Origin of the sequence: Mesobacillus sp. (assembly GCF_049588175.1) — a bacterium.
Taxonomy (GTDB): Bacteria; Bacillota; Bacilli; order Bacillales; family Cytobacillaceae; genus Mesobacillus.
On record NZ_JBAVFI010000275.1, the window covers coordinates 1 to 5,901 of the forward strand.

Annotated in this window: 11 protein-coding genes; 10 read left to right on the top strand and 1 reads right to left on the bottom strand. The window is 37.3% G+C overall.

The window, feature by feature from the left end; genetic code table 11:
• Positions 1-185: 185 nt before the first annotated feature.
• Complete coding sequence (locus WB217_RS06735) at positions 186-515, bottom strand: DUF4257 domain-containing protein (RefSeq protein ID WP_423991840.1); 330 nt, start codon at positions 513-515, stop codon at positions 186-188.
• Between the two features lie 278 nt (positions 516-793).
• On the opposite strand from WB217_RS06735, the gene WB217_RS06740 reads away from it, so the two are divergent.
• From WB217_RS06740 to WB217_RS06785, 10 genes are all read left to right on the top strand, one after another.
• The gene (locus WB217_RS06740; protein ID WP_423991842.1) at positions 794-1,237 is read left to right on the top strand and encodes an NUDIX hydrolase; all 444 of its coding nucleotides are present in this window, start codon (positions 794-796) and stop codon (positions 1,235-1,237) included.
• Between the two features lie 126 nt (positions 1,238-1,363).
• Positions 1,364-1,972, top strand: coding sequence for a kinase (locus WB217_RS06745; RefSeq protein ID WP_423991860.1), 609 nt, complete (start codon positions 1,364-1,366; stop codon positions 1,970-1,972).
• 75 nt (positions 1,973-2,047) lie between these two features.
• Complete coding sequence (locus tag WB217_RS06750; protein WP_423991844.1) at positions 2,048-2,170, top strand: phosphotransferase-like protein; 123 nt, start codon at positions 2,048-2,050, stop codon at positions 2,168-2,170.
• Between the two features lie 14 nt (positions 2,171-2,184).
• The gene (locus WB217_RS06755) at positions 2,185-2,808 is read left to right on the top strand and encodes a DUF4253 domain-containing protein (RefSeq protein ID WP_423991846.1); all 624 of its coding nucleotides are present in this window, start codon (positions 2,185-2,187) and stop codon (positions 2,806-2,808) included.
• Positions 2,809-2,812: 4 nt separating this feature from the next.
• Positions 2,813-3,157, top strand: a complete 345-nt coding sequence (locus WB217_RS06760) for a hypothetical protein (protein ID WP_423991848.1) — start codon at positions 2,813-2,815, stop codon at positions 3,155-3,157.
• Positions 3,158-3,183: 26 nt separating this feature from the next.
• Positions 3,184-4,212 carry a DUF2332 domain-containing protein gene (locus WB217_RS06765; RefSeq protein ID WP_423991850.1) on the top strand — a complete coding sequence of 343 codons (1,029 nt, stop codon included), beginning with the start codon at positions 3,184-3,186 and terminating at the stop codon, positions 4,210-4,212.
• 35 nt (positions 4,213-4,247) lie between these two features.
• On the top strand, positions 4,248-4,481 hold the full coding sequence (locus tag WB217_RS06770) for a hypothetical protein (RefSeq protein WP_423991852.1): 234 nt from the start codon (positions 4,248-4,250) through the stop codon (positions 4,479-4,481).
• Positions 4,482-4,490: 9 nt separating this feature from the next.
• Entirely contained in the window at positions 4,491-4,973 is a 483-nt protein-coding gene (locus tag WB217_RS06775) for a GNAT family N-acetyltransferase (RefSeq protein ID WP_423991854.1), read from the top strand.
• Between the two features lie 18 nt (positions 4,974-4,991).
• Complete coding sequence (locus WB217_RS06780; RefSeq protein ID WP_423991856.1) at positions 4,992-5,456, top strand: GNAT family N-acetyltransferase; 465 nt, start codon at positions 4,992-4,994, stop codon at positions 5,454-5,456.
• 168 nt (positions 5,457-5,624) lie between these two features.
• On the top strand, positions 5,625-5,901 hold a 277-nt coding region (locus tag WB217_RS06785), incomplete at its 3' end, for a GNAT family N-acetyltransferase (protein ID WP_423991858.1).

Below are 5,901 nucleotides of genomic sequence, written 5' to 3' on the forward strand. Positions count from 1 at the left end.
TATAAAAAGGGTGGATTTATTGAAAAACATTATCTAACTTTTTACTTTTTGAATCAAAATAGGAATTGAAGATAGAAGAGGATTTTTTTCAAAGAGGTTTAAAACTTTCCCAAGTTCATTTTCACCAAAAAAAAATCAAGCACTCGTGTAGCTGCTTGAAAAATATTGCAGCAAACTTTTTTCTGTCATGCTGAGGTATTAGTTTTTTCATTGCCGATATCCTCCGCGCCTCGGTTACTGTTGTCTACTCTATACAATTCAAGCCCTCTTAGTAATGCATCTCCACCAAAACCCGCCATTATTGACATTAAAAATACTCTTAACAGCGAATCCGCCTCTGACGATATCACGAGCAATGCAGCAGCTAAGGCACCTGTAAGAATTTCTTCTAGAAAACCGAGATAGATAAACTTCTTTGTCTTTCTGGGCATGATGATCTTGCCTCGTTTTCTAACATGGCCCGTCAATCCAACAAACCCGCCAATCAACATTGCCAAAATAATGTTTTCTGACATTCTTCCTCACACTCCTAAAGTCTAAATTTTTGTAGCTGACCTTAGGTAACTCTTGCTGTAATACTATTATACAAGTATCAATAGGAGAAAAGCATGTGTAAATTTAACGAATTTTCAGTATATTAAAATTAGTAAAAACTATGTGTAACTTTTTCATTTAATGCTTTTTTAATGTAATAAAGGGACCTTCTAAAAAAGTTACAGGTCCTTAGACTCAAAGGAGGAATTAATGTGAGGCGAGGCGAAGATTTATACAACAAATGATAAGGGAGCCAAAAATGTTCATTATTAATGTTGAGGGAGCCCTATTTAGAGATGGAAAGTGGCTTATCATTGAAAGAAGCACCAAAGAAGAACACGCAGGAGGTCTGTTATCTTTGGTGGGAGGTACAGTGGAGAACGAGGGCAATACAAAGGACTTGCTTGAAAGAACTTTAAAAAGAGAACTGTATGAAGAAGTTGGAGTGACGATTAAGGACAAAGTTGAGTACGTTCGCAATACTACTTTTATGCTTGGGGACGGAAAAGAAGTCATGGACTTTGTATTTCTTGCTGAGATCGAGTCTGGTGAACCTTTTGCAAAAAGCACGGAAGAAGTTGAAGAGGTATTATGGCTTACAGCCGATGAAATTTATGCCCATCCGAGGTCACCAATCTGGCTGAAGGAAAGCATTCAAGAGGCTGAGGTAATAAAACGGAGCAAGAAAGCAACAAACCTTTAGCTGCCTGGATAGGCAGCATTCTTTATGAAAAGGAAATATAAGCCATTATGAAGAATTATTATATTTATAGTGTCTGCTAATGTTATTTAGAAGGAAATATAGTTGTGGAAGGTGAGGGGAGCTGCAGTGGATGTCGTACAACAATTCACATCACTTTTTAAGTCAGTGAAACGAGGAGAGCGGTTTGTTTTAGGAATTGATGGCTTGAGCAGGTCAGGGAAAACAACACTTGTAAAAAGGCTCGGCAAGGTATTAGAGAATTTGAACATTCCTTATCGCATTTTGCATATAGATGATTTCATTGTAGAAAGGTCAAAACGTTATAATACCGGCTATGATGAATGGTATGAATATTATTCTCTCCAGTGGGATGTATTTTGGCTTAAAGAGCATTTTTTTGAAAAACTTCCTATTTCGGATACACTTTTGCTGCCATTTTATGATCATGAAAAAGACCAGCAAGAATTGAAAGAGGTAGGGTTAAAAGATGCAGCAGTGGTCATTGTAGAAGGCGTTTTCCTTTTAAGAGAGGAATGGGGAAGTTTATTTGACTATACTGTATTTCTTGATTGTCCTAGGGAAGTGAGATTTTCCCGTGAAACTAGTGAAACTCAACTAAACCTTCAAAAATTCGAACAAAGATACTGGAAGGCGGAAGACTTTTATTTGGATACCGAATCACCGAAGGACAAGGCAGATTTAATTATGTCTTGCCAGTTAATAAATGTGACTTGAGATAGCAGCTGATAACAACTATTCAGTGACGCATCATCCTATGCAATATTAAGTAGAGATCAGCGGAGGAAAAATATGAATAAAGGTAAGATTATTTTGTTGAACGGGGTATCTAGTTCGGGTAAATCTTCTTTGTCTAAGGAACTAGTAAAGCTGATGCCGGATTATTTCCATTTGAGTATTGATGACAAAAATTAGCAGGTGATGAATAAATGGACTGGAAGAAATTATTTGGTCTTGCCAAAAATCAGGCAAAGCAAGTGAACGTTGATGAATTGGCTATTCAGTTAGGTTTTGCAGAAGAAACGATAACAGTCATAAAAAAGGCTGCTAATACAAATTTACGGCCTTTTTATCAAAAAGATTTATATTCAGACAGTGCTGAAAAAGTAATTGGTATATCCTTTAATACGACAAAGGACTCAGCGGAAGGTATTCTCTATAAGCTGCAATCCGAATTAAAGCCATTGGACTGTTTAGCTTTTATAAATGAAAGAGGAAACAATAGCACAAGCGTATCGATTGTAAAAGGAAATGACCAGTTTGACATACTTGAAATCCAGCAGACGAATGGTGAAAACTATGACATTAGCAATGATGAAGTAGTATTTAAATTGAAGGAGTGGCATAAACGATATTCCTTTACTATTATTGGGGCGGATCATGATTGGGTCGAAGTCGATTTTGACGAGTTTCCAAGGAATAATGACTTGCAGCCTTTCGTAAAAGAATTGTATGAACTTTGCCCAGACATCGTCGACCAAGGACCCGGGAGTATAGAAGGATTTATTGAAGAGCTGAAAGTGTATAGAAAATTGGTTTTGTGGTGGGATTAGCGGTGTGAGAAAGATAAAAATAAAAGTTAATCCGCGCTTATTAATTATTTCTATTGCTATGGGATGGATAGTGGTTTCCATTACACCAGTTTTTGATTCCGTAATTGTTACTGCAGAATATGATTTAACTAAGCACAAGCTGGGTTTTCCCTTGCCGATAATTGAACAGCGTACATCGTTAACGCCTTTAGATGATGCATTTCCGTTTCAATTGGGCCTGGTCAATCCCCAAGAGAATCCAACTTCTTTGCTAATAGGAAACTATTTATTGCAAGCCATTTTAGCGAGTATAACCTTTTATTTCTTAATGATGGTTTCTGCTAATTTAATGAGAAATTATAGAAATTGAAAATTAGTCAAAGGGTGGCGGGGAATTTGAATTCTAATCATCTTGCTGGAAAATTCAGGAGTTTTGCAATCGAAGAGTGCAGGAATTCAAGTCCTTTATATGAATTCCTGGCAATGAAAATAGCTGAGGATGAGGAAATTCTAGAACTAGCATCAAAAGGAAGAGGAGGTCAGCCTATCCCAAATCTGCTTTTTGGGGCTGTTCACTATCTATTGTTAAAAGGAAATGAGCATGAATTAAGAGAGTTTTATCCAAGCTTAGTAAAAAAACCGCGAAAGTCCGAAGAGTCGCTAAATTATTTCAGAGATTTCTGCGTACAAAAATCCAAAGAAATAAACGAGATTCTAACAAACAAGATTGTGCAGACAAATGAAGTTAGCAGGTGCTCATACCTTTATCCAGCTTTTAGCTATATATACAGGATGACTAAAAAACCTCTGGCTTTAATTGAAATAGGCACAAGTGCAGGACTGCAGCTCTTAGTCGAGAAATACAAATACTCGTATGGTACAGAGCGGAATTATGGTTTTAAAAATTCAGATGTACATATTTCAGCTGAAATAAGGGGAGACTACACCCCTTTAAATCAATTAAGTAATTTTAATGTTGCTTCAAGAATTGGAATAGATCTTCATATTAATGATGTATCAGATGAAGAAGATTATTTGTGGCTTAAATCGCTGATCTGGCCAGAACATCAAGAAAGACGCGAACTATTTGAAAAAGCAGCATGCTATGTGAGGAACAACACGTTGAAATTAATAGAGGGTGATGGTGTCGAATTGCTTGAGAGCATTTCAAAATATATTCCTGATGATCAGATCATTTGTGTTTTCCATACTCACGTTGCCAATCAGATGCCTATTGAAACAAAGGAAAGACTTCTTCAGAACATCAAGAATGTAGGAGAGAAACGGGACATTTTCCATCTTTATAACAATATTCAGGACCGAGATCTCCACCTTGATTACTATTTGAATGGAAAAGAAAGCTTAAATAAAATAGCGGAAACAGAGGGGCATGGCAGATGGTTCACATGGCTGATGCCCGATTGAAATTATGAAATAGCAGCCAATAGGGAGGCCAGCACATGGTATTAGATGCTAGTTTGATATTTTGGATACTAGTCAGTGCAGCGGGTATTTTATTTGCTATCGGGATGATTAAAAAATCATGGAAAGCCTTTTTATGGTGTGGATTAACGATTTTTTTGCCTGCTATTTATTTCTTTGGAGCAGAGAATTGGTTCATGCTGCTTGGACTTGTGCCTTTGATTCCGTTTGGGTTTGCTTTTATCATAGCAAAAAATCGTATAACAGATTGAGGTGGTCTTGTGCTCGAGACAGAACGATGCGTGCTTTTTGATTTAAAGCGTGCTGATTTTATTGATATTAAAAATCTGTATTTAAACCATAATGTTAGAAAGTATTTAGGCGGCATTGTTGATGAAGCACATTTGCTGAAAGCTGCAGAAGTTATGCTTGAAAATGAGGGGAAATCTTTTTTCTGGGTAGTAAGAGAGAGAATTTCTAATGCGTTCATGGGCTTAGTTTCACTCACTCCACATCATGATGGCGTGTATACCGAGGTGTCCTACCAGTTCATGCCAGAATGGTGGGGGAAGGGTTACGGGAGAGAGGCAGTTGGGATGGTCATCAAATACGGTTTAATGGAATTGAATCTTTCAAAACTTATCGCAGAAACACAAACAGCCAATGAGGCTTCCTGCAGACTTTTAGAATGTGTAGGCATGAAAAGGGAAAAAACGCTAATCCGGTTCGGAGCTGAACAGGCTGTTTATTCGATCCACAGATGAAAATTGGAGGAAAAGATTGTGGAATTAAGATTAGCTCATGAAAAAGATATAGATCAGCTTATTAAAATGAGATGGGATTTTACCCTTGAGGATTATCCTGAAATGGGCGAGGGCACAGAATATAGCACCTTTGAAAAAGAGTGCGGAGATTTCCTGGAGGAAGCAATCGGCAGTGGCGAGTGGTTTATTTGGATAGCAGAAAACGACAGTAGAATTGTTTCTCATATTTATATTGAATTGTTAAAAAAGGTACCGCGTCCAGGTAGAATCACGAATCCTTTTGCTTATATGACAAATGTCTATACAGTGCCAGAATACAGAGGCCAAAGGGTTGGCAGCAAGCTTCTATTTAAGGTGAACGAATGGGCAGCGGAAATGAAATATGAATTCATTATCGTATGGCCGAGTGAGAGCAGTATTGAATTTTATGGACGGAACGGATATACACATTGCAAAGAGCCTATGGAGAAGCATTTTAGATAATTCTCAGGATTCTTCTATATAGGGAATGATTTTTTTATCCCTTCCTGCTAGCCTATCTTATGCCGGTCAATGGATGCCTGTGTTTAAATAAAGAATTCATTTGGGCCAAACATCCCAAAGAACATTCTAAATGTATTAAGTGAATATGAAAAAAGGTGTGTGATCTAAATGAAGATTATAAAGGAATTGACCAATAAGGAAGAGTTGTCTGAAGCATTCCCAGTTATGAAACAATTGAGGACTGATTTGACAGATGAAACGTATTTTGAGCTGCTTTCTCAAATGAAAAAGGAAGGGTATCAATTGTTCGCCTTATATGATGAGGAGAAAATAGTCTCCTTGGCTGGACTTAGCTGGAGGACGAGTTTTTACAATAAAAAACATATTTATATTCATGACTTAATTACAGACGCTTCTAGTCGTTCTCGCGGGTATGGTGAAAGTC

What these genes read in the sequence shown, in the direction of transcription:
- WB217_RS06735 (WP_423991840.1), bottom strand. Translation starts at nt 515, where the DNA reads ATGTCAGAAAACATTATTTTGGCAATGTTGATTGGCGGGTTTGTTGGA.
- WB217_RS06740 (WP_423991842.1), top strand. Translation starts at nt 794, where the DNA reads ATGTTCATTATTAATGTTGAGGGAGCCCTATTTAGAGATGGAAAGTGG.
- WB217_RS06750 (WP_423991844.1), top strand. Translation starts at nt 2,048, where the DNA reads ATGAATAAAGGTAAGATTATTTTGTTGAACGGGGTATCTAGTTCGGGT.
- WB217_RS06755 (WP_423991846.1), top strand. Translation starts at nt 2,185, where the DNA reads ATGGACTGGAAGAAATTATTTGGTCTTGCCAAAAATCAGGCAAAGCAA.
- WB217_RS06770 (WP_423991852.1), top strand. Translation starts at nt 4,248, where the DNA reads ATGGTATTAGATGCTAGTTTGATATTTTGGATACTAGTCAGTGCAGCG.